Raw genomic sequence first — 26,757 nt, forward strand, 5'->3', positions numbered from 1 at the left:
ACACACGTCGCCTAACCGGGAGAGATGAAGCTGGACTCGCCTGGCTAAGCCCCACTTGCGAGCGGCGATGCGCCGAAGCAGGCCAGCAGCGCGCCCGGTCCAGGATAGACCGCCACGCAGCCGCTGGCTCGAAGACTCCCCTCCGTAAAGCCACCGCACAGCATGCCAATGGTTCGCATCCCCGCTTTGCGGGCCGCCTGCGCGTCGTAGGGGGTGTCGCCGATCGCCACTGCATCAACTGCAGCGATACCGAGTTTTTTCAGCGCCACTTCAAAAATGTCGGGTGCCGGCTTCGACCTGGCAGCATCCGTGGACGACGTCGATTCGTCGACGAGCTTTGAGATTCCTGCGATGTCGAGATAGATATCGAGTTCGTCCTCTTTGGCGGATGAAGCCACTGCCACCTTGAGGCCGGCGTCACGCACGCGCCGGAACAATTCCGGTACGGCGGAAAACGGGCGAACCATTGGCAGGTAATTTGACCTGAACCGTTCGCCGCGCCATTCCTCCAGGGCGTTACCGTAATCCTGTTGCTGGGCTGCTGACAGGAAAATCGGGAGGAGTTGGTCGCCGCCCTTGCCGATCTGGCTTCGGGCCTGTTCGAATGTGACGTGGTGCCCGAACCTGGCGAATGCCTCCTGCCAGGCGCTCGCATGCAGGTCGACAGAATCGACCAGCGTTCCGTCGATATCGAAAACTGCGGCCTTTGTCATAGGGATGTACTCCTGATTGATGCAGAGCCCGGGAAATGCGGCAAGACACCGCGCAAGTCGCATGCCCAGCCGGCTGCGTGCTTCGATTGGTCGCAGAAGAGAACCTGCCTGCGCACTCAGCCAGTCTTTGCCAAACGGCCCCGCATGCGCTGATCGCATTGAGGCGTGACGGCCGCCTGCACGCTCGGTTGGCCGATTGGGCAATTGAAGACCGGCAACGGCGAATCAGTTCATGATCCCCAGAACCACAAATTCGACCAGCGCCGTTGCATCTGCTGGCTTCCGAACGCGCAGATCAAAGCCGGCCGAATGACATTTTGCGGCCACCTCGTGCGGCGGCACTCCTCCCGTTATCGCGACGAGCGACGTCCGGCCGCCGGATCTCCCAGTGCGCCGCATATGCCGCGCGACTTCATACCCGCTTGCACCGGGCATGTTGCTATCCAGCGTAGCGGCGTCGGGCTGCCAGGTGGCAAAGAGTCGTAGCGCGACGCCCCCATCGGAGGTGGCTTGCACCTCGAAGTTATGAGCCGCGAAAAACAGCGCGACCATCGCCGTCGTGTTGAAGTCATCGTCTGCGGTAAGCAGTTTTCTGCATATAGAAGAAATCACCATACTGGCAAGACGGTGCGCATCAGCAAGCCCCTGTCTACGGCGACAATGGCCGTTCCCGCTGTCGTGCTCTCCGGGCCATCAGCTTTTGCATTTGTCCACATCTACCCAGGGTCGCGTGGTGCGTCGACTCTGACGCAGTGATGGCTGCGGCCAGATGGGTCCCCATCGGTCAGCGATTACGACTCTATTGATCGTCGCGCGTCGATCCACCGACGCGCCAGACGGCCCCGGCAACAAAGCTCACAGCGGCAACGACTGCCAGGGTAGTGATTGGTTTTGTGGCCGCCGTTTCCCGAACCATGCTGGCATAGTCGGCGCAAAGCTCCTGCGCCTTACCGGAAAGCTCCCGTGCCTTTCCTGCCAGTTGCGTCGCGGAGTCGCCGACCACCGCGCCTGCCGTGGCCTGCACCTTACCGGCGACTTCCCGAACCGCTCCTTCTGCCTTCTCTGTGTCCATCTCGATGCTCCCACTGTTGAGTTCAAAAACTGGAGAGCCGGTACCGGAAGGCTTCGCGTGCGGAGCCGCCGATGGCCGACCTGAAGCAATGGCATTCACGTCATCGAACTTCCGCAAGAAGCAGGCCCAGCCAGGCGACATCGGACGGCGGAGCGGCAAGGTGAGCTTCTTCGGGAGGATTCAGCCTGCCGACCCAGGCCAGCTAGGCCCCTCCCCCCATTTTCCCAATGCGCCGGTCGGCCGGTCGGGCGATCGGAAAGCACGGGTCTGCAGCCCGTTTTACTGCGAAAGGCTGGCCCGCAGAGCCGGCGCGATTCCCGGAGCTTCGTAGCGTCCGACCGCTTTCCCGACGCAGGTGGGTTTTGTCGCAGTAAGGCGCGATGGGCAAGTAGACGCGATTACTATGTATTGCTTATGAAACGAGCGAGTAGAACTGCTGCGCAGCGGACAGTGGGATTTTGCGCAAGGACTGTTTCCGCTTGCGCACCGTCTGCCATCCCGTACCGCGCCCGGTACTTCGCATCGCCTTGCCTGCAGGCGGACACGGGCGGAAACGGCACCGAGTACTCGATACGTCTACCTGCGAAGATAGCCGCCGCGGCCATCGGCGCATCGGCGCGCCCATTACCCTCCGTGGCACTTCGGGGCACCTGGTGGCACTTAGTGGCCCTTAGTATCGCTGCTCGCGTCCGCACCCGGCGTATTGGTGGTGTCGGTCATCGGCTTCTTTGCCTTCGATTTCGACATGTGATGCGCCTTCACCCCGCTGCTGCTCATTGCACCCGACGCAGGATCGCCGCCTGCAGTCGGCCCCGCGGTTGCCGCGCCATGTGCGTTGCCAGAGCCGCCAGTCCCACTATTGCCTCCGTTACCGTTGCCGCCACCCGCTTGCGCGAACACGGTGGCTGGCATAGCCACAAGTGCCGATACCAGCAATGCCTTTGAATAGTTCATTGAAGCCTCCATGAGTAAATGGGCGGCGCATGCCGCTAGCAGCGGGAGGTGTCGCACGCGCACTCCCGCCCGGCTTACCGGCGTGGCCGAATCTTGCCGACGGAAGTGGCCGCGGCTACGCAATACCTACTCGCGCTGCTGTGCAAAGCCAGCAAGGGTTATACCTCACGGTGCATATTTTTAGGTCGTCGCAGTAAGGTAAGCGGGTCAAGCAAAGCCGATATGCGAAGGCTCGCTTATGAAACCAACGAGTAAAATTGCTGGGCGGCAGACAACGTAGTTTTTGCCGAACATTTCACCTGTCCTTTCGGCACTGTCAACTCGCGGGACTTCCTCGGTGTTGATGCATAAGCCACTATGGCTTAGAAGGCATTCGACGGAGTTTGGGTGACGTCGGTAAATTCGCGCCATGCGGCGAACCGGGCCACGAGGTGTTTGCGAAAAGAGAAACGCGCAGCAGATGTCGTTTCAGTGCGAAGTGCTGTCGGATCGGACCGAAGCCCGACACGAAAGCCTGCGTGCGCTTCAGGTCGCGAAAGCCCCGCATGCGCCGCTCGCGCGGGCAGGAAGTTGTGTGAATATCATTCCAGTCCTGGAGGTGGATCGCAGTCAGCGTCACCGGTGTTTCTGGACATGGCATACGGGAACGCTCGCCGGCTTCGGGATCGGTCGTGGGATCCGCTACCAGAGCGCGTCGGCGGGTGCGCCGGACAACTCGCCGACCGTCCAAGCTATACGCTGTACGACGCGGCGCTGCAGTATCACACCCGCAACTGGCGGTTCGACATCGGCAATAAACGCGCAGGCACGTTTCGGCGCGAGGCCGCTCGAGCGTATTCTGCATCTCCCGTTCTACCTGTGCGCTTTAATCCCGGAAGTGAACGGACGTTGCAACACTGCACAGGTGGTGCGCTCAGCCCGTATTCGAGCTTGAGAAAGTGGTTCGTTCCGCCGTCGGCACGCCATGCCCCGAAACCCCTGTTTCCGTCGGGCGGCATCGCTCAGGCTCGGGAAATACCGTCCTCGCGACACAAAGGCCTGGTAGGAACACCGCTTGCGGTGCTCAGTTGGCATTAGCTGGACAACCGGCTTCCTCGACCGAGCACGACATGAAAAATCCGTGGATGAAAAAGAATCCTTTTCTCAGCATGTGGTTGAGCGGAGCCAATGCGGCGGCCGGGGCAGCGCGTGGGACTGCAACAGCTGCGGCGAAGCGTGGAACTACTGCTTTCTGGACCGCTGCGCTTGCACCGCCGAAGCCCAAAAAGAAAAGGCGAACGCGACGTTAGCTTGAACGGCGTGCGGCATGTTTCGCCGTGCAGGTACCAGAGCAGACAGCTGTCGAGCGTCCACGCACCGACTCCACTACAACAAAAAATACAACGAAAAAAGTTAGGATTCGGCTGGACGGCACTGGACATATCTACCCAGCCAGTGGGCAATAAAAAACCCGCAGAGCCATTAGCCATGCGGGTTTCAGCGGATTGCTCCGGACATCTATGGACGCTTCTGGACGTCCTCGCGAAACGGAAATGGTGGGTGCTGAGAGGCTCGAACTCCCGACCTACGCCTTGTAAGGGCGCCGCTCTACCAACTGAGCTAAGCACCCGTTTCGCGATTCAGTGCGCTCCTGCTTTTGCTGCCCGATTTATTAACTTTGTGCATCAACCCGATGCGACACCAAGTCACGCAGAATTCGCCACACTTCTTTCTAACGAATCTGCAATTCTTCAAGCAGCAAGCCCATTAGTTTAGCGCATCCTTCAAAGCTTTGCCAGGCCTAAATTTAGGGACCTTCGCCGCCTTGATCTTGATGGCGTCGCCGGTGCGCGGATTGCGTCCCGTACGCGCGGTGCGCTTGCCCACGGCAAACGTACCGAAGCCCACCAACGTCACCGAACCGCCTTTCTTCAACGTACCTTTGACTCCACCGATCACCGCATCGAGCGCACGGCCTGCCGCGGCCTTCGAAATATCGGCTTGCTGCGCAATGTGATCGATCAATTCCGTTTTATTCATTCCAACCCCCGAGAATGTTTATGGCAATCGTGACGGCGCTCTGTAGCACCTGGCATCACGCGGCTGTCGGCCAACGCCGAGCCGACTCATTAGAATTGGCCGAAACCCTTGTGTCAAGCGGGGTTGAGCCTGATTCGAGGCGTTCTGGAGGAGGCTTCTTATAACCAAATCTTGCCGCGAATCGATGCGCGCACAACCAATCGACGGCCGTAAATGCCTCTTTGTCAAAAGGTGGGATGCTGCGCTTCCCACACACACCTTTCGGGCATCTCACCGGCAATAAAAAACCCGCAGCCAGGCCGCGGGTTTTGTACAGCGAACAGCTTTCGCTGTTGACTACCTTAGTGCTTCACAACATCCGTTGCACCAGAGTCTTTCGCCGGCTCTGCTGCGACTGGCGTAGCAGGCTTCGGTTCTTCTTCCGGCAATGCCGCGGGCACACGTTCGAGCGCCAGTTCGAGTACCTTGTCGATCCAGCGGACCGGCACGATCTCGATCGCGTTCTTCACGTTGTCCGGAATCTCCGTCAAATCTTTGACGTTATCTTCCGGAATCAGCACCAGCTTGATGCCGCCGCGATGCGCCGCCAGCAGCTTTTCCTTCAGGCCGCCGATCGGCAGAACTTCGCCACGCAGCGTGATTTCGCCCGTCATCGCGACGTTGGCGCGGACCGGAATACCGGTCAACACCGACACCAGCGCGGTCGTCATCGCGATGCCGGCAGACGGACCGTCCTTCGGCGTCGCGCCTTCCGGCACGTGGATGTGAATGTCCTGCTTTTCGAACGCTTCGTCCTTGACACCCAGACGGCGCGAACGCGAGCGGACCACCGAGCGCGCAGCTTCGACGGATTCCTTCATCACGTCGCCGAGCGAACCCGTGCGGATCACATTGCCCTTACCCGGCATCACCGCGGCTTCGATGGTCAGCAAATCGCCGCCCACTTCCGTCCACGCAAGACCCGTGACCTGGCCAACCTGATTTTCCTTCGCGGCCAGACCGAAGTCGTATTTGCGCACGCCGAGGAAGGTGTCGATATTGCTGCCGTCGACTGTCACCGCGCCTTCCGCCTTCTTCAGCAGAAGCATCTTCACAACCTTGCGGCAGATCTTCGAAATTTCACGCTCGAGCGAACGAACGCCCGCTTCACGCGTGTAGTAACGAATGATGTCGCGGATTGCGGTTTCCGTCACATCGACCTCGCCATCCTTGAGGCCGTTGTTCTTCTTCTGCTTGGGCAAAAGATAACGTTGCGCGATGCTGACCTTCTCGTCTTCCGTGTAACCCGACAGACGGATCACTTCCATCCGGTCAAGCAACGGCGGCGGAATGTTCAGCGAGTTCGACGTCGCCACGAACATCACGTCCGACAGATCGAAGTCGACTTCGACATAGTGATCGGCGAACGTATGGTTCTGTTCCGGATCAAGCACTTCCAGCAGAGCCGACGACGGATCGCCGCGGAAATCCTGGCCCATCTTGTCGACTTCGTCGAGCAGGAAGAGCGGATTGCGTACGCCGACTTTGGTCAGACTTTGCAGAATCTTGCCGGGCATCGAACCGATGTACGTACGACGGTGACCGCGAATCTCAGCTTCGTCGCGCACGCCGCCAAGCGCCATACGTACGAACTTGCGGTTCGTAGCGCGAGCGATCGACTGACCCAGCGACGTCTTACCGACACCCGGAGGCCCAACGAGGCACAGAATCGGCGCCTTCACCTTGTCGACACGTTGTTGGACCGCGAGATACTCGAGAATGCGTTCCTTCACTTTCTCGAGACCGAAGTGGTCTTCGTCGAGCACGCGTTCCGCATTCGAGAGGTCGTTGTTGACCTTGCTCTTCTTGCGCCACGGCAAGCCGATCAGCGTATCGATGTAGTTACGCACGACCGTCGCTTCAGCCGACATCGGCGACATCAACTTGAGCTTCTTCAGCTCGGCGTCGGCCTTCTTCTTGGCTTCCTTCGGCATACGGGCAGCCGTAATGCGCTTCTCGAGTTCCTCGAGATCCGCACCTTCTTCGCCTTCGCCCAGTTCCTTCTGGATCGCCTTGACCTGTTCGTTCAGGTAGTACTCGCGCTGGCTCTTCTCCATCTGGCGCTTCACACGCCCGCGGATGCGCTTTTCAACCTGCAGGATATCGATCTCAGCTTCGAGCTGCGCGAGCAGATGCTCGAGGCGCTCGATGACCGGGAACATTTCGAGGATGTGCTGCTTCTGGTCGAGCTTGAGCGGCAGGTGTGCCGCGATCGTATCGGCCAGACGGCCAGCCTCGTCGATGCCCGACAGCGACGTCAGGATCTCCGGCGGGATTTTCTTGTTCAGCTTCACATACTGGTCGAACTGCGACACGATCGCGCGGCGCAGCGCTTCAGTTTCAGCGCTGTCGGCGTGGTCGGGTTCGAGCGGCATGACTTCGCACGAAAACTGCGTTTCCTGTTCTTCGATGGAAAGCGTTTTTGCGCGCTGCAAGCCTTCAACGAGCACCTTAACGGTGCCGTCGGGCAGCTTCAGCATTTGCAGGATGTTGGCGATACACCCTACTTCGTACATGTCCTTTTCGGTCGGCTCATCTTTCGCAGCCGTTTTCTGGGCGACGAGCATGATGTGCTTGCCGCCTTCCATCGCTGCTTCGAGAGCCTTGATCGACTTCGGGCGGCCTACGAAGAGCGGAATCACCATGTGCGGGAAGACGACTACGTCACGCAGCGGGAGCAGCGGGAGCGTAATGCGTTCCGGCGGAAGGAGTTGGGTTCCTGACATTTCATTTCCCCATGAGTGGAATCAGTTCGTTCGATAGGTGAGGCCAGCAGAAAAGATTGCAAGCCTCCGCGTGTGGGAAAAGTTCAGTGACTCCGAAGGTTCAGTGACTCCATAGTGAAAACAACCATCCTGACCACACGATAAACGAAAAAAGCCGTTCACGTTGCCATGAACGGCTTTTTTTGCAGAACCCGCAAGCCGATCAGTTCGAACCCGCCACTTTCGGCGCGTCTTCGTAGATCAGTAGCGGTTTGCCGTCGCCGTCAATCACGTTGTCGTCGATGATGACCTTGCTAACGCCTTTCATCTGCGGCAGATCGTACATCACGTCAAGCAATGCCTGTTCCAGGATCGAACGCAGACCCCGGGCGCCCGTCTTGCGACGAATCGCCTTACGCGCAACAGCCTGCAACGCAGCCGGGCGAATTTCGAGCTCGACGCGTTCCATGTTGAACAGCTTGTGGTATTGCTTCACCAAGGCATTCTTCGGTTCGACGAGGATCTTCATCAACGCCGGTTCGTCGAGCTTGCCGAGCGTAGCCACCACCGGCAGACGACCAATCAGTTCAGGAATCAGGCCGAACTTGATCAGATCTTCCGGCTCCACTTCGCGCAGCACTTCGCCGGCGTCGCGGTCCTGCTTGCTCTTCACGCTTGCGCCGAAGCCGATACCGGTCTTCTCGGTACGGTCGACGATGACCTTCTCGAGCCCATCGAATGCGCCACCGCAAATGAACAGAATATTAGTGGTGTCGACCTGGATGAAGTCCTGATTCGGATGCTTACGGCCACCCTGCGGCGGCACCGAAGCCATCGTGCCTTCAACCAGCTTCAGCAAGGCCTGCTGTACGCCCTCGCCCGATACGTCACGGGTGATCGACGGGTTGTCGGATTTGCGGCTGATCTTGTCGATTTCGTCGATGTAGACAATGCCGCGCTGGGCCTTGTCGACTTCGTAATTGCAGTTCTGCAGCAGCTTCTGGATGATGTTCTCGACGTCTTCGCCGACGTAGCCGGCTTCCGTCAGCGTCGTTGCATCCGCAATGACGAACGGGACGTTCAGAAGGCGCGCGAGCGTCTGCGCGAGCAAGGTCTTGCCGGAACCGGTCGGGCCGATCAGCAGGATGTTGCTCTTGGACAGCTCGATCTCATCCTTCTTGTCGAGGTGCTTGAGGCGCTTGTAATGGTTGTACACCGCGACCGCGAGAATCTTCTTCGCGCGTTCCTGACCAATCACATACTGGTCGAGAATTTCACGGATTTCCTGCGGACTCGGCAGATCGGACTTGGACAAGCCCGCCTCGATGCCCGCGCCTGCAGCCTCATCGCGGATGATTTCGTTGCACAGGTCGATACATTCATCACAGATGAACACCGACGGGCCGGCAATCAGTTTTTTGACTTCATGCTGGCTCTTGCCGCAGAACGAGCAATACAACAGCTTTTCGCTGTTAGAACCTTTCTTGTCCGCCATAGATGTGTGAGCCTCCGGACACTCAATTACATGATACGCCGTTTGCCCTGGCCTCGCGGCTTGGGCGCGGCAGGGCTTGAGCCACGATAACGGCGTTTGCCGCAGGCGCTCGGACGAGTTTTGATTATTTCACAACCGATCCGATGACGGTTTTGCCCCAATATAAGGCAAAACCGCACCAGATCAAGGACGCTTGTGCGCCACCTGGTCAACCAGACCGTAAGCTTGCGCGTCGTCGCCGGACATGAAGTTGTCCCGGTCGGTGTCGCGCGCGATACGCTCGACCGGCTGGCCGGTGTGGTGCGCGAGCAAATGATTCAGCCGTTCCTTCAGGTACAGGATTTCGCGCGCCTGGATTTCGATGTCCGACGCCTGGCCGCGCGCGCCGCCCAGCGGCTGGTGAATCATCACACGCGAATTCGGCAGCGCAAAACGCTTGCCCTTTGCGCCGGCTGCCAGCAGGAACGCGCCCATGCTGGCCGCGAGACCCATGCACAGCGTCGACACGTCCGGTTTGATGAACTGCATCGTATCGTAGATCGCCATCCCGGCCGAAACCGAACCGCCCGGGCTGTTGATGTAGAAGCTGATGTCTTTGTCCGGGTTTTCGCTTTCAAGGAACAACATCTGCGCGACGACGAGGTTGGCCGTCTGGTCGTTCACTTCGCCGACCAGGAAAACGATGCGTTCCTTCAGCAGACGCGAGTAGATGTCATACGAGCGCTCGCCGCGGCCGCTCGTTTCCACGACGATCGGCACCAGTCCGAGCGCCTGCGCTTCGAGATCCCGCGACGACTGGGAGGTCAACGTGTCCAGCATTTGGGCGCGAAAGGTCATGCAATGGATCCTTGTCTGGAAATATTCTAAATATTAGATGCTAGACAGGTGTGGTCGACGAGCCCGTATTCAAGTGCGCGATCAGTGCGAACGCGGTGTGCGACGCTGCGTGAAACGCGCCATGCAAAACGCAACGTACTTTCACAGCACAAAAAAACGGCGTGCGAGCCGTCGCTCCGACAGCCGGCACGCCGTTGCAGCGACGCTTATGCTTGTGCCGTTGCGCTTGCCAGTTCTTCGAAGCTTACTTCCTTGTCCGTCACCTTGGCCTTGCTGAGGACGAAATCGACGACGTTGGCTTCAACGACATACGCTTCCATTTCGGCAAGACGTTGCTGATTGGAATAATACCAGCGGACGACTTCCTTCGGGTCTTCGTAGCTTTTCGCGAATTCGTCGACTTCGGCACGAATCTGCTCCGGCTTGGCTTGCAGCTCGTTGGCCTTGACCAGCTCGGCCAGAACGAGGCCCAGCTTGACGCGACGCTCAGCCTGTTCCTTGAACATTTCAGCCGGGATCGGTGCGTCAGCGGCGTTCGGCACGCCACGTTGCTCGAGGTCCTGACGAGCCATGCCGACCAGACGCTCCTGATCTTGCGCGATCAGCGCGCTGGGCACGTCGAGTTCCGAAATCTTCAGCAACGCGTCCATCACCTGGTTCTTGACGATGGCTTGCGTGCGGCGCTTCGCTTCGCGTTCGAGATTGTCTTTGATCTCAGCGCGCATCTTGACCAAATCGCCGTCTTCGATACCGAGCGACTTCGCGAATTCAGCGTCGATTTCCGGCAGGTGCGGCCACTCGATCTTCTTCATCGTGATCGTGAATTGCGCAGTCTTACCGGCGACATCCTTGCCGTGATAGTCAGCCGGGAAAGCCAGGTCGAATTCCTTCGACTCGCCGACCTTCAGGCCGAGCGCTGCCTTTTCGAATTCCGGCAGCATGCGGCCTTCGCCCAGCACAAATGCGAAGTCGTCAGCGCTGCCGCCCTGGAACACTTCACCGTCGATCTTGCCGACGAAGTCGACCGTCACGCGGTCGCCGTCTTTAGCCGCCGTGTCCGCGCCGCCGTCGCCGTGCTCGCCGGATTCACCGCGAGCGTGGAAGTGCACGCGCTGCTTGCGCAGGATGTCCAGCGTGCGGTCGATTTCCGCTTCGCTGATGGTGGTCGTGGTGCGTTCGATTTCAGCCGTGGCGACGTCGCCCAGCTTCACTTCCGGATACACCTCGAACGTCGCGTCGAACGCGTAGTCACCTTCAGCTGCGTCGGCCTTCGGCGCGAAGCTCGGCTGACCGGCAACGCGCAGGTTTTCGGCGCGGCTGATGTCGAAAAACTCCTTGCCGACCTTGTCGCTCAGCACTTCGGCTTCCACCTGACCCGAATACTGTTGCGTCACCATCTTGAGCGGCACCTTGCCCGGGCGGAAACCCGGCATGCGCACGTTCTTCGCGAGTTGACGGATACGCGAGTCCACTTCCTTCTGCACGGCGTCCTTCGGCAGGGAAATCGTTACGCGGCGTTCGAGCTTGCCGAGGTTTTCAACAACGTTAGCCATGGCTTCAATCGTCCTAAAATTATTCGAGCGAATCAGTTATCTTCTCCGTGCCGCTTTTCGATGTCGCTTCACATTGTGGCTTTGCATCGATTGCGCGCCTGCGCCGCGGGCTTGCAGGCCGCCGGCAGCACGGTTGGGTCCAAAGAGCCGAATATTTTAGCAAACTATTTGCGCGCTTAGCCGGGATTCGATGGTTGCGCGCGTTTTTATCGGTGTTGGGGCCAGTTTCCGCGCTGTTTTGCACCTCTTTGCAGCTCGCCAGGTGGCTGTTTCGTGCTTGCCCTGCGCGCATTCCCCGCCAGTTTCCAGGCTGCTTGCGACGGTGCTTGTGGCAGTTCAGCGGTCCCTTTCGCCGGCGCCGCTTCCGCCAGAAGGACCCGCATGGCCGACAGCGCCGCGCTTACCGCTCGCGCCCCCACTCGTGATTCCTGCACGCCCTCCTACTGACAATCCCGGCTATGCCATTCGACATATTCAGTCGGCGCGCCCATGCTGATAAGCTAATGGACGCGCTCGGGGCTGCGCCTCTATCTGTTCATCTCACCCGCCCTCGCAACGACTCCAACCATTCAGAGACACCATGCCGAATTTGCCGTCCTCGCCTGTCGTCGTCATTGCTCCCGATTCCTTCAAAGGTTCGCTTAGCGCGGAACAGGTCGCGCAGGCGATTGCGTCCGGCATCCAGCGCGCCCGGCCGGACGCCACCGTGCGCATCTGTCCGATGGCCGACGGCGGCGAAGGCACACTCGACGCCATGCTCACGAGCGGCGGCGAACGCCGCAAGCTGAGCGTGCGCGGCGCGGCCGGTCCAGTTCGTGAGGCGCTTACGGGACTGCTTGCGGATGGCAGCGCGATCATCGAAACAGCGGAAATCGTCGGCATTACCGATCCGGTCGGCATGGGCGTGCCGGTCGAGGCGCGCAGCACGCGCGGTATGGGCGAAGCGATTCGCGCGCTGCTCGACGCGGGCGTGCGGCGCTTTTTTGTTGCGCTCGGCGGCAGCAGCACGAACGACGGCGGCGCCGGCTTGCTGGCCGGCCTCGGCCTGAAACTTTTCGACGCGCAAGACAAGGAGCTCGACGCCACGCCCGAACAACTCGCTCGCGTGGCGCGCCTCGACGTGTCGCAACTGGATGCCCGCCTCGCGGACACGCAGTTCGTCGGCATGTCGGATGTGGACAACCCGCTGACCGGCGACCACGGCGCGACCGCTGTGTTCGGACCGCAAAAGGGTGTGAAGCCAGAACAGGTTGCCCCGATCGACGCCGCCCTCGCCCGCTTCGCCGATCTGCTCGAGGCGGCGCTAGGGCGCACGGCACGCGACCAACCCGGCGCGGGTGCGGCCGGCGGTCTCGGCTTCGCGCTGCATATGCTGGGCGCGCAGTTCGAGCCGGGCGCGGAAACCGTCGCGCGGCAGATCGGTCTGGACGCGGCCCTTGAAGGCGCGAACTGGCTGATCACCGGCGAAGGCCGCTCGGACGTGCAAACGCTACACGGCAAGGCGCCGTTTATCGCTTGCCGTCATGCGCAGGCAGCGGGCGTGCCGGCCACACTGCTCTCCGGTGCGGTCGACTCCGCGGCGCTACCGCGCCTCGCCGAATACTTCAGTGGGTGCTTCTCGCCGGCCCCCGGGCCGATCACCCTCGAGGTTGCAATTCGCGAGGCGGCGCGTCTGCTTGCCGACGAGGCCGAACAGTTGACGCGCCTGAAATACGGCGTGCGTTGACCGGCAGGACGGTTGCGGCAACAATCACAGCGCCACGACCGCGCCACTCATCACGGGAAGACCATGAAGGCCTCCGCCAAAACCGGACTCGAACAGTTCCTGACGTACCGTCTGCATGTCCTGAACAAACTCGCCGAGCGTGGCATCGGCGAGCGTTATCAGGACAAACTGGGCGTGACATTGCCTGAAGCACGGGTGATTGCGTCGGTGGGCTCGTTCGGACCATTTTCGATCATGGAACTGGCGCGGCACGCCAACCTCGACAAGAGTCAGGCGAGCCGTGCGGCCGAGGCGTTGATCAAGCAAGGACTCGTGAAACGCGAGCCGAGCGCTGAAGACGGCCGCGTCGTGCTGGTGTCGCTGACCCCGGAGGGCCGCGCGCTCTATCGCAAGGTGATGCCGATCGCGCGTAAGTGGAACGGGGATATGTTTGACTGCCTCGACGAACAGGAAAAGCTCGCGTTCGGGCAAGCTCTCGACAAGATTATCAACACGATGTTGGAACGCGAGGCGTAAGTAACGGCGCGCAACCGCGGGGTGCCCGCGCGGTGCAATCCCTCGGCGCGTTCCAATCTCCCGGTTCTGCGCAAACCTCCACGCCGAAATACGCCCGCGCCGAAGTCAGTTCTTTCCGGTGCTTTGACCGTCCGCGCTGGCGGCGCCTGCATCGTCAGCTATAGCGCTCGCCGCGCCTGACTCGCTGGCCACACCACCGGCCAATCCGCCAGCGCTGCCCGCTACACCGGATCCACCGCCGCCATCGGTTACTCCCCCAGCCACATCGCCAGCCCGGGCCCCGGCCTGGACCTGAGCGCCACGCGCAAGCCGCCAGGCGATCGCACCGAGCGAGCCGACGGCCAGCAACAAGGCCGCCCACAATATATAGCGCCGCATCGCATCGGGGTCGCTGCCCGGCGACTGCGCATCGGCGTCCTGCTCAGCAGGCAGCACCTCGCCTAGCCGCGCCGTGGCGGCGACCGACGAAGCACCCATCAGCAGATCCGCCCTGCTCACCGCCGACGACACCGCGGCCGCACTCCCCACCCCCAGCGTGAAAGGCGCAGCCCCGCGCGCGACGAAAGTGAGTGTCGCCGGACGCCAACCCGCGGCGACGGTCAACGTGCCGCTGCCCAAACCGCCGTTGCGCGTGTCGACCACCACGCGCCACTGACGATCCGTGTCCGGCGCCATTTCAAGCGATGGATTGCTTTGCTCCACTGTGCCGTTGTGCAACCGGAACAGCGTCGCGCTCGACACTTCTTTCCAGCTCGACTCCAGTCCCGCACGCGAGTAGACGACAGCGGGCGCCACGGTATTCGGCTGCGGCAGATTCAGGCGCAAACGATCGACGGGATAAGGCCCGCCAGTCTCGAAGAAATACTCGCCGGCTTTCGGACCCGCGTGGGCAACGATGCCTTCGCGCCATTCCCATTGGGTATCCGCGCGCTGTGCGTTGTCAGCGCTGGCCGCCTGCACCTGAGCATCGATCGACTCGATGTACGGCGTGCCGTCGAGCCAGTGCAAACGCAGGTAACGCGCGCGCCTGCCGTTGAGCTCAATACGGTCCTGGCTCAGCGTGCTGCCGTTGTAGCTCACCTTGAGCAGTTGCGCCTCGCCGGCGGGTTGCCAGTTGCGCAAATCGTCACTCGATTCAACGCTGACACGTCCCTGGTAATTGTCGTCACGCACATGGACGACCAATGCATCGACCCGAGCTTCCCCGCGCGTCTCGCGCGCGACGTCGATCAGGTCGGCGTCATGTTGCGCGCGGTCCGGCGGCGCTGACGTTGCCCGCAGCGACCCGTCGGCGGCAATCGTCTCACCAAGTGGCACGCCGGTGCTGCCGCGGGCGGCGGGCGGCAAGGGAAACCAACCTACCGGATGCAACGTGACCGGTGCGCGGGAAGGCTCGCGCGGCGCGTCGAGCGAATACGGCACGGGTTCGCCGGCGCCATTGAACACACGCACGTCGCCGAGATCGCTGCGCTGGCTGGCAGCGTAGACGGCAGCCGGAAGCGTCACGCTGTAATAGGCCGCGCCGCTCTCGAGTTCGAGCGCAAAGCGCTGCGCCAACCGATCGGCCGCTACGGCCGCCGTCGACACCCACACGGACGAGATCGCAAGGCACCACCCCGTCACTATCAAGACACGCTTCATTGCTCAGTTTCCAGAACTGCCGCTTTGGGCGGCAACGGCGAGAAGTAGCCGATCAGCAGCAACATCAGGCCGATACCGATGAACGACACGATCCGCTCGATACCGGTCACGTGCGACAGGTCGAACAGGAACAGCTTGACGACGGTCACCGCCAGCAGGCCGCCGCCGATGAACCAGAACAGCCGGCTAGCCCGCCGGGTCGCCCAGATCATCATAGCCAACGCGCAGACCGTCCAGAACACCGATACCGAAGCCTGCACGAGCATCGAGTGAGACATCTCGTCGAGCTGGTAGGGCACGCCAATCCAGTGATGCAGCGTGCGCAGCAGCATCGCGTTGAGCCAGATGAATCCTGTCACGCCGACCGCCGCCTGCAACGGAACACGGTATTCGCCGACCGGCACACCCAGGCGGTTGATGCGCACGAGCCACAACGCCGCCAGTGCAAAAATCACCGCCTGCACCAGGTCGAGCGGATTGAGCAGCGGCAGACGCGCCCACGCATCGCCATCCTGTGTCAGGTTCGCATAGAACGTCCACACCCACATCACCAGCACGAGCGGTGTCGATGCGATCGCACATAAGCGCACGATGCTATCGCGACGCGCGAGCCACAGCCCGGCAAATGCAAACGCGCTCCAGCCGACCAGGAACACCTGCTGGAAATTGAACGACGCGAGCACCGCATTGACATCGTACCCTGCATGGAAATGATGACGCAGCGTGCGCAGCAGCAACGCGTTGAACCACAGGAACAGTGTCGCGAGCACCGCGTAGTCGAAAGCTCGCGGATGCCAGTGCACGCCCAGTGCTCGCAGGCGCCGCAGCCACACGGCGCAGGCAATCAAAGCGAGGATCTGCGCCACATCCAGCGGATTGAGGATAGGCAGCCAGAAGAGCGGCGCGGCGCTGCCGTCGCTCGTCACGCTCGCGATGCTCCACGCCCACAGCAGGGCGGCGAGTGGCGCCGCGGCCCACACCTGATAGGCCTGCACGAAGCGCGCGACCGGCCAGCGCAAACGGTGCCCGACGCCCGCCACCAACAGCAGCAGAATGCCGAAGCCATAGGCCCACGCGCTCCAGCTCCATGCGCCTTCCGGCACGTATGCGCGCAAGCCCCAATAGCCTTCGAGCGCGACAAGCGCGCCGGCCGTCCAGAACATCAGCGTATGCAGCGGCGCGAGCACACGATCGCCGACGTCGCGTTGCTGACGCCACAGCAGCACGTAGGTGGACGCAGCGGCGATCGCGCAAACCAGCCAACCGTAACCGCTGAGCGGCGCCATGCTCAGCATGAACAGACTCAACGTCAGCAGAGCGAGGACTGGCACGAGCGCCAGCGCCGGCAGTTCGGCGAGCTGCCAACGCAGCTTGCGGTGTGCCCCGTGCGCGAGCCAGGCTGTTAGAACGGCGAACAGCGCGACGGCAGCGGTCTCAAAACGATCGCGGTCATACGCAAGATGCACCGGCGCGTACGCGTGGATTTCGTGGAGACCGCCCAAGATCCACCACAACAGCCCCCACACGCCGGCGACGAGGCCGATCTGCGGCATCCATGCGCGCCACGCGCCCGCTTCGCTGCGCCCATGCAACCGCCATCCCGTTAAGATGCCCGCGATCGCGATCAGCACGGTCGCGATGTACGCGCCGTTGAGGACCGGCCACGCATGCGCGCCATCGATTTGCACGAGCGTGCCGACAACATACGCGGCCGCCGCGGCCAGTTGCATCAGCAAGCCGAAGCCAAATGCGCTCAGGCGCCGCTGACGCACAGCGAGCCAGGTGATCGCGGCGCCTTCGATCGCCCAGGTCGCGCTCGTGGTCGGTCCGGTGAAAGCGAGCGGCACAGCAAGCGTAGCGAAGATCACGGCCAGCGCGAGCATGGCCTCGAACATCATGCCGAGGCGCGCGCGCCGCCGCGCCAGCCAGCCCGCGATCGCGAGGTAGAACGCGGCCAGCGCCACCGAACTCCACGCCAGACCGAATTCGGTGCCCTTCATCAGTGCCGCCTGCAGACCGATCGCGACGAGCGGCGTGCCGAACACCAGCGTGCCGTCGACGTAATGCCTGAGCGCGACTTCGCGACGCACCGCGTAGAGCAACGCGATGCCGACATACATCAGGAAGAACAGGATCAGGAACGGCTCGATGCTGGCAAGCAACTCAGGCCGGTAAGCCGTCACGCCCCACGCGGCGCCGATCGAAAACGTGAACACGAAGCCAAGCAGGTTCAGAGGGCGCCACGCCTTGAACCACGCGATCGCGAAAATGCCCGCGTTGAGCAGCGCGTAGTAGCTGAACAGCATCACGTGATTGCCGTCGCCCGTCGACAGGAGCACCGGCGCGAGGAAGCCGCCGGCACTGCCCATGAAGGCCAGCGACGACGCGTTCTGCCGCACCGCCAGAAACGCGCTCAAGCCGCAGATCGCGATCATCAGCGGCAAGGCCGCGCCCGCCGGCAGGAGGTGGTAGAGCCTGGTTGCGGCGAACACGGTCAGATAGAGCGCACCGACGCCGCCGCCCTGCAGGATCAGCCCGTACGCGCCGCGGCGCTCGCCGATGCGCCAGCCAAGCCCGAGCAGGACGGTCGCGGCAAGCGCAACGCCGGCGAGGCGGAATTCGATCGGCAGCAGGCTGTTGTCGGCGGCGTATTTGAGCAGGAACGCAATGCCGAAGAACAGCACAATGATGCCGACCCGCACGACCGTATTGCCGCCGAATAGCCAGTCGCGGCCCTTTTTGAAGAGGCGTTCAGCGAGACTGGGACTGCGCGGCGGTGCGGGTGGAAACGGTGGCGCGGACGGGGTTTGCGCTGGCAGCGGTTCGGTGGAAGGCGACGGCGGCAGCGGTGACCCGGCGGACGGCGGCAACGCCGCCGGGCTGCGCGGCACGACGTCGGCCGGACGCAATTTGAACGTCGCAGGCTCGCCATCCACGCTCCCCGTCGCCGATGCACTGGTGGCGCTGGCCCGCAATTCGCGTATCTCGCCGCGCAAAACGACGATCTCGCGCTCGAGTCGCTCAACGCGTGCGGCCAGTTCGCCGGATGGGCCGCCGGGTGGGCTCCAGCTATCGGTCGCCGCCGGTTTGGGCGCGGGTTCGTGCGGGGCGCCCGGCGACTTCTTTTGCAGCAGACGTGCAAGCGCGAAGCCGGCCACCCCGCCCATCAGTGCACCGTAGCCGATCGAGAAGTCGTTCGACAAGGCGGCCAACATTCCGACCACCGCGCCGATCACGGCAAATATCACGCTCATCGCATCCCTCTTTTATTGTCTTCTGCTGCGAGATCCGTTGGTCGCACGGATTATCCGCGAGTATTGCGTCAGCAATACGGCGAAAATCGGCGCGCAGAATACCATGTAAATCGCGCTTTTGAACCATCAAGCGAACGAAGTCGAATGGTGACGTTTATTCGTCGATGCATATCGATTCTTTTGCCGACTTTACGTTGCTTATTTCTCCAGGTTTAATCCGTGGACGAGTGGCAATGAGCGCGAGCGTCTCCGCGTCGACGCGCCGACTGGTGTGGTTCGGACACGTACACGCCACAAACCGTACGGAGCGGACCAAAGCAGCCATCTTTAACTCCATGCGATCAATGCACCTGACGCGCGGATTAACAAGCTACGCAATATGGGTGACAGCGAATACCGCCTAATTCCGGGCACGGCTCGATCGGCACCCGATTGCCCGGACAAACCAGACAGCGGCGTCGAACTGCATATCGCCTGATAGATTAACTGCGGTGAAAACCTTCGTCACGCTTCGCGCACGGCAAGCCCGACCAGCCAGCCGCATTCGCGGCAACCCGCCAACCATGTCAAAATTCGGAATCGGCCACCGGGCCCTCAATCACCCACATTCATCCAGGGAAGTTTCAGTGGACATCAACAAACAGGTAGCGGCCCTCACCGCCTCAGAACTTCAAACCGCCGGCGCGAGCCAGGCGACGGCGATCGCCGTCAGTGTGCTGTTGCGCCATCTGCGCTCGCCTGAACTGGTAAAACTGTTGTCGTCGGCGTTCGAAAACCACCAGGCGGTCATGCTGCAAACGCCATGGCCCGATCCGATGCTGCAGGCGTTCGAATCGACCCGCCGCTTTCTCGAGGGCGCCGCACAAGCCGAGTTGCCAGGCACACAAGCCGAACAGCAATCGCCAGCGCCGGACGCCTGAGCGCAGCCGGGCACGCGAGGTCCGAGGCAACTCACACGGAAAACAAAAAACCCCGTCAGTCCGAAGACTTAACGGGGTTCTCTGCGACATACGGATGGTGCGAGGGAGGGGACTCGAACCCCTACACCCTTGCGGGCGTCAGGACCTAAACCTGGTGCGTCTACCAATTTCGCCACCCTCGCAGCCGGGCAAAGCGCTGCACGTTCTGCCCGATGTCCTGCATGCTCACGACCGCGTAAAAACCCGCGGCCGAAAGCGTAAGCGCGAGATTCTAACCGATTGATTCGCGCTTGTCTGCATTTGCTGATGCATCTGCCTGAGGCAGCGTCGATGCTACAATTTTTGGCTAAACGCACGCACGCCGTGCCCCTCTTCGCGTGCCCTTCCCCACATTCCAATCCCGTGAATTTCGACGAATATTGCCAGCAGAAAGCGGCGCCGCCCGGATCGAGCACCTACTATGCGCTTCGGCAGGCGCCCGCGGCAAGCCAGCCACTCCTGAGCGCGCTGTTCGCGCTGCGCCGGGAGTTTGAAGAAACCGTTAAGGAAACCAGCGATCCGGCCATCGGCCGCACCAAACTCGCGTGGTGGCAAAACGAGATCGCCGCGTTGGCTTCGGGTTCGCCGTCGCATCCGGTTTCCAAAGCGCTGGCAGCTTATCTGCCTGACGTGCAAGCCGCGTATCCGGAGTTACAGGCGTTGCTCGCCGGTTTCGAAATGGACCTCGATCAGGCGCGCTACCTCGACTACCCGAATCTGCGGCGCTACGTGCAGGGCGTGGGCGGCACCTTCGCGTCGCTGGTCGCGCGCGCTACGGCGAAAGACAGCACACAGGCATCAAGCTGGTCCGTGCCGCTCGGCGAGGCGCTACAGCTTGCGCAATTCGTCGTCGAAACCGGCAATGATGCGCGTCACGGCCGCATCTATATCCCGATCGACGAAATGCAGCGCTTTAAAGTCACCGCGGCGGATCTGATAAACCGCAAATACTCCGACGCGTTTACCGAGCTGATGCGCTTCGAGACCAAGCGGGCCCGAGATGCGTTGCATGCGGCGCTCGCCGCCATGCCTGCGAATGAGCGCCGCTCGCAGCGCACGCTGGTGGCACAGACGGCACTCGCCTTGGCGCTGCTGGACGAAATCGAACGTGACGGCTATCACGTGCTGCATCAGCGCATCGCGTTGACGCCGATCCGCAAACTCTGGATCGCGTGGCGCGCCAGGTAAGCGGGCGCCACAATGGCCGCCACCTCCTGCTGATGAGGAAACGGCGACCGTTATCAGACGCGCAATAACGGCAGCGGCTCGAACCGCTGCTGCAGGATCGCTGACGCGTCGAGCCCCCACCAGGGCCCAAGCACAGTCGCGTAGAGTTGCTGGAAATCGACGCCGACCGGCAAGTTGCCGTTGCCGTCTAGGCGCGCGAGCACCGGCGGCACGCCGTACAGGCCACCCCGCACTCGCCCGCCCATCACGAAATGCGGCGCCACGGTGCCGTGATCGGTGCCGTTGCTCTGATTCTCACGCGGACGCCGGCCAAATTCGGCGTAGGTCATCACCAGCGTCTCATTCCAGCGGCCGAGCTCCACAAGCGCCGACTTCATCGACGCAAACCCTTCGGCCAGTTGCTTGAGCAGCGCCGCCTGCTGACCGGACTGGTTCTGATGCGTATCGAAACCGTTCAGCGTCAAACGGATCACCGCGACGCCCTGCCCGCTCTTCGGCTGACCTTGCGACGTGCCCCCCAAGGGGGCTTCCTGCGGGGCATCACCAGCGGCGAGTACCTGCATCGCGGTCTTGATCGAACTGCCGAATGCGCCACCGGGAAACACCGTCTTCAATTGCGCCTGAGCTTGTGTGGGGCGCAGGCGATCGGCGGCTTTCACGATGTCGTTCTCGACGTCGAGAATGTGCGCCAATTCCGGATTACGCTCGTGCAGCGACACCGGTGTGACGAGATGCGAAGCCTTGACGAACTGCGCCGGATTGACCAGCGCGATCGCGCGCGCGCCATTGGCGAGTGGCCCCATTTCCGCGCTGCCGATCACGACGCCGTCGGCGGCAAAACCGGCGGGCACCGGAGCCTGCGCGAATGCACGTGTCAACCAGCCCTCGCGTAAGTATTGATCCGAACGCGACGCGGTGTCCCAGATCTCGATCGAGCGGAAATGCGACAGGTTCGGTTGCGCGTAGCTGACGCCCTGCACGATCGCCAACTGCTGGCTCTGCCAAAGCGGCATCAGAGGCTGCAACGACGGATGCAGCGCGGTGCGCTCGTCGAGCTGAATCGCCTGCTCGCGCTTGATGCCGATGTTTTTACGCAGCTGATAGTAAGTGGGATCGGCAAACGGAATCACGGTATTCAAACCGTCGTTACCGCCCTTCAACTCGACGAGAATCAGCAGGTTGCCGTAGCCGCGATTCATCGAGCCGCCGGGCGCTGCCGCCTGCGCGCCGAACGCGCGTGGCAACCAGAGCGTCGCGCCGGCGGCTGCGCACATCGAGAGAAAGCTGCGTCGTTTCATCCTGCACCTCGTTCGATTGTCATGGCGCGTGTCTTGCCGCCGTCGACGGACCGTTTATTCGCGCTGCCGACCTGGGTTAAACGGTTGCTCTGCTCAATTCCGTCGCCCGTCGCAGTCGCTCACTTCAACGGATAGCCCGGTTGCTCATTTCAACTGATAAGCCGGGTCCATCAGCAACGCCTCCAGATAAGCACTGGCGGTCGAATCGGTTGCGATCGCGTCAACCGGCGTAAGCGGCAAGACAGCGTGCTGCAACTGAAGCTCCACCGATAGCCCCGGCTTCGACGTCGGCGCCGTGTTGTAATGTAGAAGCCACGTGTCAATGTCAAAGCGTACGCCACCTTGGCCCGCCTGGCCGACTCGCGCCGTCGCGCGCTGCATCGGCGGATTCGCCTGCATATTGGCGGCTGTGCCGCTCGCGGCGATCTTCGCACTCGTTGGATTGTTCATACGCCGCGGACCGGCGGTTTCAGTCGCGCGAAACAATTGCTCGACGAATTGCTTGCGCGCAAGCAGTGTCGAACTGTTGATCCATATTGTGCCGCCCGGCCATCCTTTGACGTTTGGCGGGTAGAACAGGTTCTCGCCGAGCGTGCGGATCTGCGCGGCGAACGGTGCCGTGTTGTCGTAGCCGATGTCGAACGCACGCAGTGTTCCGACGACGAACTCCGCCGGTGATTTCACCAGGACACCGCGATCGCCGTCGTCCCAGAACGCGTCGCTCATGAAGAGGTCGCGCAGCGCGACCTTGATATCGTAGTGACTCGCGCGGAACTGCGCGGCGATCGGTGCGATGCGGGCGGGGTCCGGGGTATCGGAGACAAACTCGCGCCACAGCTTGGTCGTGACGAAGGTCGCGGTTTCCGGTCGGGCGAGCAGGATGTCGAGCACCTGATCGCCGTCGAACGGACCGGTTTGACCCAGCACGGTCTTGTCGCCGTCGTCGTGCTGGTTGGCGCGCCACACGTACGTCTGCGCGTCGGGGTCGAGACTCCACCCTGTGTAGGCACGCGCGGCTTCCGATACGTCCCGCTGCGTGTAGTGCCCTTCGCCGAGCGTGAATAGCTCCATCACTTCACGCGCGAAGTTTTCATTGGGCTTGCCCTTGCGATTGCTCGAGCCGTCCAGGTATTGCAGCATCGCCGGATCTTTCGCGACGTCGTGCAACAGCTCGCCGAAGTTGCCGAGCGCGTCATGGCGCAACAGCATGTTCTGCTGCGCCATCTGCTGCGGATACTGGACTTTGTCCTGCCCCGACGTGAAGTGGTTGTGCCAGAAGAGCGTCATGCGTTCGGTCAGCGGCGACGGCGTGCTCAACATCTCGCGCACCCACCACGCACGTAATATTTCGTAACGCTGGCCACGCAGTCGCTGCTCGTCACGGCGTTGATCGTCCGTCCACGTCTTGCGGATTTCGCGTGTCGGGATCGGTTCGAGCACCCAGACGGGCAGCGGTGTGACGGATTCGGTTCGGGTTGCTGCCAGCACCTTGTCGACGGCCTGCTCGCGCGTGAGTCCAACGTATTGCGCGACCTCGCCACTGTCGGGCGCAAAGCCGACGCGTGTCAGGAAGAAGCGCGCGTCATCGGCGTCGAGGATGTCCTGGTCGGCAGGGGAAACGGCAGATGCGGCAGCCGGCGCGCGACGCGTGTTGTAGGGAGCATGAGAAGCGCCTTGCTGCACGGCCAGTGCTAGCGCACACCACGTCACAGCCGCGAGCGCAGTGGCAGTAACTGCAAGCCAGCGCCCACCATTACCGCCTGTCAGCACTTTCATCATCGATCATCCGGTTGCGAGGCGTCACGGAAAGGCATTCGCGCATGCAAAACGCGCTCTGCTCTGGCAGCTCAACGGCAGATGGAACGGCAAAGTTGACGGAGGAAGTGCAACGAAATCTTTCACGCGCGGACAACGCACGATCGGCGTGCCCAGAGCAGGCACGAAAATAGCTACCGCTTATAGAGTTCGCGGACAGCGTCTTCGATGTGCTGCCGCAGCAGACGCCGTTCGTCGGGCGTCATATGGCCATCACGACGGCGTTGATCAAGATCGGGGGGAACTGCAGTGCGCAACATGACGTCTGACGCAGGGCTGTCGTTGTTGGTGTTGGGATTGCGGCGATTCGCCCTGGAATTAGCCGACTTGGGCACGCGTTCGCTCACAGCTCTGTCGGCCGAAGGCTGGGCGTGGGCGAGCGTTGGTCCTAGTGTGCCTGCAAGCGTCCCGGCTACCGCCAGTGCAGCTACGCTTAGGCGCACATTCGGCCAAACCCCTCCCTTCATGTTGTTCCCTTCGTGGCGCGGCAACCGGCTACCTCAAATGCGTATACAGACCCCGGTAGCGAGCCGGGTGCGAGAGTTTTAGTCGAGTGAAGTATCCACCGAACAGCCGCATTCAGTAAAGGAGTCTACCTGCCCGTGCTTTACGTCGTGCCACAGTGCGGGTAAATTTTGTAACTGACTGTAACCCGTTAAATGATGCAACCGCGCGCCACTTTCTAATCGCGCTAAGATGCCGACCATGGAAACCAAAAACCCTTCGAAAATCCTCGTCGTCGACGACGATCCGCGCCTGCGCGATCTGCTGCGCCGCTACCTCGGTGAACAGGGCTTCAATGTCTACGTTGCCGAGAACGCGCCTTCCATGAACAAGCTCTGGGTGCGTGAGCGCTTCGACTTGCTGGTGCTCGATCTGATGCTGCCGGGTGAGGACGGCCTATCGATCTGCCGCCGCTTGCGCGGCAGCAACGACCGCACCCCGATCATCATGCTGACGGCCAAGGGTGAAGATGTCGATCGTATCGTCGGGCTCGAAATGGGCGCCGACGACTATCTGCCCAAGCCGTTCAACCCGCGCGAGCTGGTCGCCCGGATTCACGCGGTGCTGCGCCGCCAGTCGCCGTCGGAGTTGCCGGGCGCGCCGTCCGAAACCACCGAAGTGTTCGAGTTCGGCGAGTTCGCGCTGAATCTCGCCACCCGCACGCTCACCAAGGCCGGCCAGGAAATTCCGCTGACCACGGGTGAGTTTTCGGTGCTGAAGGTGTTTGCACGTCACCCGCGTCAGCCGCTGTCGCGTGAAAAGCTGATGGAACTGGCGCGCGGTCGTGAATATGAAGTCTTCGACCGTAGTCTCGACGTGCAGATTTCGCGTCTGCGCAAGCTGATCGAACCTGATCCGGGCAGCCCGCGTTTCATCCAAACCGTCTGGGGTCTGGGCTACGTGTTCATTCCTGACGGTGCAGCCTGAGTTTGTCCTCAGCTCCTGTGTCGACCAGAGTTGGCGCTTTAGCGCCTTATCTCTGGTCCCATGCAAAGCAGTCGACCAGAGTTGGCGCTTTAGCTGTCGACCAGAGTTCGCGCTTCAGCGCGATTACTCTGGTCCCATGCAAAGCGCTTATCTCTGGTCCCATGCAAGATAGTTTCTAAATAAGAAGGGCCCATGCGGATCGACCGGCGCCTCCTGACGCTCGCGTTCGGTGGCCTTTTCTGGCGGACCTTTCTGTTGATCGCGTTGTTGATCGCAGTCAGTCTCGCCGCGTGGTTCCAGAGCTTTCGGGTGATCGAACGCGAGCCGCGCGCACAGCGCGTGGCGTTGCAACTGGTTGCTATCGTCAAGCTCACACGCACTGCACTCCTCTATTCCGATCCCGACCTGCGGCGCGCCCTGCTGCAGGATCTGGAGAGCAATGAAGGGGTGCGCGTGTACCCGCGCGAAACCACCGACAAGTACAAACTCCAACCGGACGAGTCGCTCAACCGGCTGATCGAACACGACATTCGCGGCCGCCTCGGCGACGACACGGTCATTGCACAGAGCGTCAACGATATCCCCGGCGTCTGGATCAGCTTCAAGATCGACGATGACGATTACTGGGTGGCGCTCGACCGCGATCAACTGGACAACGCAACGGGCTTGCAGTGGGCCGGCTGGGGCGTGTTCGCGCTGGCGCTGTCACTGTTCGGCGCGGCCTTCATCACCAGTCTCGTGAACCGCCCATTCGCCCGGCTCGCGATGGCCGCGCGCAAGGTCGGCTCCGGCCAGTCGCCGGAGCCGCTGCCCGAGCGCGGCATGGGCGTGGCCGCCGAGACCAATCGCAGTTTCAACCAGATGGTGCAGGACCTCGAACAGCTCGAGGCCGACCGTGCACTCATGCTCGCAGGTATTTCGCACGATCTGCGCACCCCGCTTGCGCGGCTGCGGCTCGAAACCGAAATGAGCCCGTCCGACCAGGCCACCAAGGATGCGATGGTCGACGACATCGAGCAGATGGACATGATCATCGGCCGGTTCCTCGATTACGCTCGTCCCGTACAGCGTGTGCCGGAACCCGTCGATCTGTCGGTAATCGCAGGCGAGCTTGCCGCGCGAATGCAGAGCGAAGACAGCATGCGCCTGATCACGCGCCTCGCGCCATCGGCGGTGATCGAAGCGGATGAAACCGATATGCGTCGCGTGGTCGGCAATCTGCTGGAGAACGCGCGCAAGTATGGTTTGAGCGACGGCGACGGCATACCGCATGTGATTCTGGAAACAAGGGTGTCACATTCGCGTGTCGAGTTGTCGGTGGTCGACGAAGGGCCCGGAATTCCTGAAGACCAACTGGCCCTTGTCACACGCCCCTTCTATCGTGTGAACTCGGCGCGCACCCAGGCGAACGGCACGGGCCTTGGCATGGCCATTGTGCAGCGACTGGTAGGCCGTTATCGCGGCGCGTTGCGCCTGCGCAATCGCACGCCAGGCCCGGGTCTCGAAGTGACGATCGAGTTTCCGCTGGCAAAAGGCGCCTGA

At 61.8% G+C, this 26,757-nt stretch carries 21 protein-coding genes, 2 tRNA genes and 1 pseudogene; 7 read left to right on the forward strand and 17 right to left on the reverse strand.

Annotated features, from left to right (window positions below):
* Positions 1–44 precede the first annotated feature (44 nt).
* From HHL24_RS28695 to HHL24_RS28715, 5 genes and pseudogenes are all read right to left on the reverse strand, one after another.
* Positions 45–713, reverse strand: a complete 669-nt coding sequence (locus HHL24_RS28695; RefSeq protein WP_169488720.1) for an HAD family hydrolase — start codon at positions 711–713, stop codon at positions 45–47.
* Positions 714–938: 225 nt separating this feature from the next.
* Positions 939–1,328 (reverse strand): response regulator, encoded by a 390-nt coding sequence (locus HHL24_RS28700; RefSeq protein WP_169488721.1) that lies wholly within the window; start codon positions 1,326–1,328, stop codon positions 939–941.
* Positions 1,329–1,512: 184 nt separating this feature from the next.
* Entirely contained in the window at positions 1,513–1,785 is a 273-nt protein-coding gene (locus tag HHL24_RS28705) for a CsbD family protein (RefSeq protein ID WP_169488722.1), read from the reverse strand.
* 660 nt (positions 1,786–2,445) lie between these two features.
* Positions 2,446–2,739 (reverse strand): hypothetical protein, encoded by a 294-nt coding sequence (locus tag HHL24_RS28710; protein WP_169488723.1) that lies wholly within the window; start codon positions 2,737–2,739, stop codon positions 2,446–2,448.
* Positions 2,740–3,101: 362 nt separating this feature from the next.
* Positions 3,102–3,301, reverse strand: a pseudogene (locus tag HHL24_RS28715) (IS6 family transposase); the annotation flags it as partial.
* Between the two features lie 558 nt (positions 3,302–3,859).
* Here HHL24_RS28715 and HHL24_RS28720 point away from each other — a divergent pair.
* Positions 3,860–4,033 carry a hypothetical protein gene (locus HHL24_RS28720; protein WP_169488724.1) on the forward strand — a complete coding sequence of 58 codons (174 nt, stop codon included), beginning with the start codon at positions 3,860–3,862 and terminating at the stop codon, positions 4,031–4,033.
* Positions 4,034–4,272: 239 nt separating this feature from the next.
* Here the strand turns inward: HHL24_RS28720 and HHL24_RS28725 are convergent.
* The 6 genes from HHL24_RS28725 to tig all read right to left on the reverse strand — a co-directional run bounded on the left by HHL24_RS28725 (position 4,273) and on the right by tig (position 11,387).
* Positions 4,273–4,348, reverse strand: a tRNA-Val gene (locus HHL24_RS28725).
* 137 nt (positions 4,349–4,485) lie between these two features.
* Positions 4,486–4,758 carry an HU family DNA-binding protein gene (locus HHL24_RS28730; RefSeq protein WP_027796408.1) on the reverse strand — a complete coding sequence of 91 codons (273 nt, stop codon included), beginning with the start codon at positions 4,756–4,758 and terminating at the stop codon, positions 4,486–4,488.
* Positions 4,759–5,099: 341 nt separating this feature from the next.
* Complete coding sequence (gene lon / locus HHL24_RS28735; protein ID WP_169488725.1) at positions 5,100–7,523, reverse strand: endopeptidase La; 2,424 nt, start codon at positions 7,521–7,523, stop codon at positions 5,100–5,102.
* A gap of 202 nt (positions 7,524–7,725) precedes the next feature.
* Complete coding sequence (gene clpX, locus HHL24_RS28740) at positions 7,726–8,997, reverse strand: ATP-dependent Clp protease ATP-binding subunit ClpX (protein ID WP_074284192.1); 1,272 nt, start codon at positions 8,995–8,997, stop codon at positions 7,726–7,728.
* 183 nt (positions 8,998–9,180) lie between these two features.
* Positions 9,181–9,834: an ATP-dependent Clp endopeptidase proteolytic subunit ClpP gene (gene clpP, locus HHL24_RS28745; protein ID WP_007182010.1), complete on the reverse strand. Its 654-nt coding sequence runs from the start codon at positions 9,832–9,834 to the stop codon at positions 9,181–9,183.
* A gap of 206 nt (positions 9,835–10,040) precedes the next feature.
* Positions 10,041–11,387, reverse strand: a complete 1,347-nt coding sequence (gene tig, locus HHL24_RS28750) for a trigger factor (RefSeq protein WP_169488726.1) — start codon at positions 11,385–11,387, stop codon at positions 10,041–10,043.
* 580 nt (positions 11,388–11,967) lie between these two features.
* On the opposite strand from tig, the gene HHL24_RS28755 reads away from it, so the two are divergent.
* Both HHL24_RS28755 and HHL24_RS28760 read left to right on the forward strand, forming a co-directional pair.
* Entirely contained in the window at positions 11,968–13,113 is a 1,146-nt protein-coding gene (locus HHL24_RS28755) for a glycerate kinase (protein WP_169488727.1), read from the forward strand.
* A gap of 63 nt (positions 13,114–13,176) precedes the next feature.
* Entirely contained in the window at positions 13,177–13,629 is a 453-nt protein-coding gene (locus HHL24_RS28760) for a MarR family winged helix-turn-helix transcriptional regulator (protein ID WP_169488728.1), read from the forward strand.
* A gap of 105 nt (positions 13,630–13,734) precedes the next feature.
* Here HHL24_RS28760 and HHL24_RS28765 read toward each other — a convergent pair whose 3' ends face one another.
* Entirely contained in the window at positions 13,735–15,270 is a 1,536-nt protein-coding gene (locus tag HHL24_RS28765; protein ID WP_169488729.1) for a DUF3999 domain-containing protein, read from the reverse strand.
* A complete protein-coding gene (locus HHL24_RS28770) occupies positions 15,267–18,524 on the reverse strand; it encodes a DUF2339 domain-containing protein (protein ID WP_169488730.1) in 3,258 nt (1,085 codons plus the stop codon). Before HHL24_RS28770 ends, HHL24_RS28765 begins: the two co-directional genes overlap by 4 nt.
* 626 nt (positions 18,525–19,150) lie before the next feature.
* On the opposite strand from HHL24_RS28770, the gene HHL24_RS28775 reads away from it, so the two are divergent.
* Complete coding sequence (locus HHL24_RS28775) at positions 19,151–19,444, forward strand: hypothetical protein (protein WP_169488731.1); 294 nt, start codon at positions 19,151–19,153, stop codon at positions 19,442–19,444.
* A 95-nt stretch (positions 19,445–19,539) separates the two neighbouring features.
* Here the strand turns inward: HHL24_RS28775 and HHL24_RS28780 are convergent.
* Positions 19,540–19,626 (reverse strand) — tRNA-Leu (locus HHL24_RS28780).
* Positions 19,627–19,846: 220 nt separating this feature from the next.
* On the opposite strand from HHL24_RS28780, the gene HHL24_RS28785 reads away from it, so the two are divergent.
* Positions 19,847–20,671 (forward strand): squalene/phytoene synthase family protein, encoded by an 825-nt coding sequence (locus HHL24_RS28785; RefSeq protein ID WP_169488732.1) that lies wholly within the window; start codon positions 19,847–19,849, stop codon positions 20,669–20,671.
* A gap of 53 nt (positions 20,672–20,724) precedes the next feature.
* Here the strand turns inward: HHL24_RS28785 and HHL24_RS28790 are convergent, their stop codons facing one another.
* The 3 genes from HHL24_RS28790 to HHL24_RS44175 form a co-directional block, all read right to left on the reverse strand.
* Positions 20,725–21,969, reverse strand: coding sequence for a DUF1501 domain-containing protein (locus HHL24_RS28790; protein WP_169488733.1), 1,245 nt, complete (start codon positions 21,967–21,969; stop codon positions 20,725–20,727).
* A 144-nt stretch (positions 21,970–22,113) separates the two neighbouring features.
* Positions 22,114–23,745 (reverse strand): DUF1800 domain-containing protein, encoded by a 1,632-nt coding sequence (locus tag HHL24_RS28795; RefSeq protein WP_407947534.1) that lies wholly within the window; start codon positions 23,743–23,745, stop codon positions 22,114–22,116.
* A 173-nt stretch (positions 23,746–23,918) separates the two neighbouring features.
* On the reverse strand, positions 23,919–24,251 hold the full coding sequence (locus HHL24_RS44175) for a hypothetical protein (RefSeq protein ID WP_169488735.1): 333 nt from the start codon (positions 24,249–24,251) through the stop codon (positions 23,919–23,921).
* Between the two features lie 229 nt (positions 24,252–24,480).
* On the opposite strand from HHL24_RS44175, the gene ompR reads away from it, so the two are divergent.
* Positions 24,481–25,215 carry an osmolarity response regulator transcription factor OmpR gene (gene ompR, locus HHL24_RS28805; RefSeq protein ID WP_006048917.1) on the forward strand — a complete coding sequence of 245 codons (735 nt, stop codon included), beginning with the start codon at positions 24,481–24,483 and terminating at the stop codon, positions 25,213–25,215.
* Between the two features lie 192 nt (positions 25,216–25,407).
* On the forward strand, positions 25,408–26,757 hold the full coding sequence (locus HHL24_RS28810; protein ID WP_054039512.1) for an ATP-binding protein: 1,350 nt from the start codon (positions 25,408–25,410) through the stop codon (positions 26,755–26,757).

This window comes from Paraburkholderia polaris, assembly GCF_012927345.1.
Lineage (GTDB): Bacteria > Pseudomonadota > Gammaproteobacteria > Burkholderiales > Burkholderiaceae > Paraburkholderia > Paraburkholderia polaris.